The sequence below is a fragment of the Alitabrizicola rongguiensis genome (assembly GCF_021491355.1).
Taxonomy (GTDB): Bacteria; Pseudomonadota; Alphaproteobacteria; order Rhodobacterales; family Rhodobacteraceae; genus Aliitabrizicola; species Aliitabrizicola rongguiensis.
Genome location: NZ_JAKENF010000010.1, coordinates 1 through 2500 on the forward strand (window position 1 = coordinate 1; position 2500 = coordinate 2500).

Here is a 2500-nt window from a genome sequence, read left to right on the forward strand (position 1 = left end):
TGGTTGCGGGGGCAGGATTTGAACCTGCGGCCTTCAGGTTATGAGCCTGACGAGCTACCGGGCTGCTCCACCCCGCGCCGGTTGCGTCACGGTATCCGGTCTGTTTTCCGGTGATGTGGCGCGGTCTGTCATCGTTTTCGAGAGATTTTGGAGTGCGTTTCTTTCTAGGTTTGGCGGTGACCTACTCTCCCACGTCTTGAGACGCAGTACCATTGGCGCGACGGCACTTAACGGCCGAGTTCGGGATGGGATCGGGTGTTTTGCTCGTGCTATGACCACCAAACCGAGGAAGAAACGCGAACATCAGTCCCGATTAGGGATTGTTCCGAAGTTTAGCTGCTTTTGACTGCTTCCAGGAGCTCTGACGGTTGGTCTTTCGACTTTTGGTCATGCTGTTACTGGATCAAATCAAGCCTATCGGGCAATTAGTACCGGTCAGCTGAATGCGTTGCCGCACTTACACCTCCGGCCTATCGACGTGGTGGTCTTCCACGGCCCTCAAGGGAGACCTCGTTTTGAAGGGGGCTTCACGCTTAGATGCCTTCAGCGTTTATCCTGTCCGATCATAGCTACCCAGCACTGCCGTTGGCACGACAACTGGTCCACCAGTGGATCGTTCACCCCGGTCCTCTCGTACTAGGGGCAACTCTTCTCAAGTCTCCTACACCCACGGCAGATAGGGACCGAACTGTCTCACGACGTTCTAAACCCAGCTCACGTACCTCTTTAAATGGCGAACAGCCATACCCTTGGGACCTGCTCCAGCCCCAGGATGAGATGAGCCGACATCGAGGTGCCAAACGATGCCGTCGATATGGACTCTTGGGCATCATCAGCCTGTTATCCCCAGAGTACCTTTTATCCGTTGAGCGATGGCCCTCCCACTTGGGACCACCGGATCACTATGGCCGACTTTCGTCTCTGCTCGACTTGTCAGTCTTGCAGTCAGGCTGGCTTCTGCCATTGCACTCAACGAGCGATTTCCGACCGCTCTGAGCCAACCTTCGCGCGCCTCCGTTACGATTTGGGAGGCGACCGCCCCAGTCAAACTCCCCACCATGCAGGGTCCCGGACCCGGATAACGGGCCGCGGTTAGACATCAAGAGTGCGAAGGGTGGTATCTCAAGGGAGGCTCCACCGAGACTGGCGTCCCGGTTTCAATGCCTACCACCTATCCTGCACATCACAATCCTGATGCCAGTGCAAAGCTAGAGTAAAGGTTCATGGGGTCTTTCCGTCTAACCGCGGGTAGTGTGCATCTTGACACACAGTTCAATTTCGCTGAGTCCACATCAGAGACAGCGGGGAGATCGTTACGCCATTCGTGCAGGTCGGAACTTACCCGACAAGGAATTTCGCTACCTTAGGACCGTTATAGTTACGGCCGCCGTTTACTGGGGCTTCAATTCGGAGCTTGCACCCCTCCTTTTAACCTTCCAGCACCGGGCAGGCGTCAGACCCTATACGTCGCCTTACGGCTTCGCAGAGCCCTGTGTTTTAAGTAAACAGTCGCCACCCCCTAGTTTGTGCCCCCCACCTCTACTTGCGTAAAAGTGGGGCCTCCTTCTCGCGAACTTACGGAGGCATTTTGCCGAGTTCCTTTGATGTGGTTCTCTCAAGCGCCTTGGTATACTCTACCAGTCCACCTGTGTCGGTTTAGGGTACGGTCTGATGGAGGGCTATTTCCAGGGACCTCTGAGCAGCCCACCCAATCCGATAAGGGCAAACTACCTTCGAGATCCGTCACTTCCTCCTGGCCCAGGAATATTAACCTGGTTCCCATCGACTACGCCTTTCGGCCTCGCCTTAGGGGCCGGCTTACCCTGCTCAGATTAGCTTTAAGCAGGAACCCTTGGACTTTCGGCGACAGGGTCTCTCACCCTGTTTGTCGCTACTCATGTCAACATTCTCGCTTCTGATCTCTCCACCGGATGCCTTACGGCCCGGCTTCACAGAAAGCTCCGTGCCTCCGTTGATCCCGTAGGATCAGAAGAGGCATTGAGCTATATCACAGAACGCTCCGCTACCACGCATATCGCTATGCATCCCGAGCTTCGGCTCACGGCTTGAGCCCCGTTACATCTTCGCCGCAGGACAGCTTATCTAGACCAGTGAGCTGTTACGCTATCTTTAAAGGATGGCTGCTTCTAAGCCAACCTCCTGGTTGTTTTGGCCGTCCCACATGCTTTCCCACTTAGCCGTGAATTAGGGGCCTTAGCTGCAGGTCAGGGTTGTTTCCCTCTTCACACCGGACGTTAGCACCCGATGTGTGTCTCCCGGATAGTACTCCACGGTATTCGGAGTTTGCTTAGACTCAGTAAGGCTGTGGGCCCCCATCATCCATGCAGTGCTCTACCCCCGTGGGTATTCGTCCGAGGCGCTACCTAAATAGCTTTCGCGGAGAACCAGCTATCTCCAGGTTTGATTAGCCTTTCACCCCTAGCCACAAGTCATCCAGACCCTTTTCAACGGGTGTTGGTTCGGACCTCCAGTTGGTGTT

Annotated in this window: 1 tRNA gene and 2 rRNA genes (1 of these 3 cut by a window edge); all 3 read right to left on the minus strand. The window is 55.2% G+C overall.

What is annotated here, in order from left to right:
- Window positions 1-77, minus strand: a tRNA-Met gene (locus L0V05_RS20410).
- Window positions 78-168: 91 nt separating this feature from the next.
- Window positions 169-283: ribosomal RNA gene (gene rrf, locus L0V05_RS20415) — 5S ribosomal RNA — on the minus strand.
- A gap of 121 nt (window positions 284-404) precedes the next feature.
- Window positions 405-2500 (minus strand): 23S ribosomal RNA (locus L0V05_RS20420); it runs 735 nt beyond the window's last position.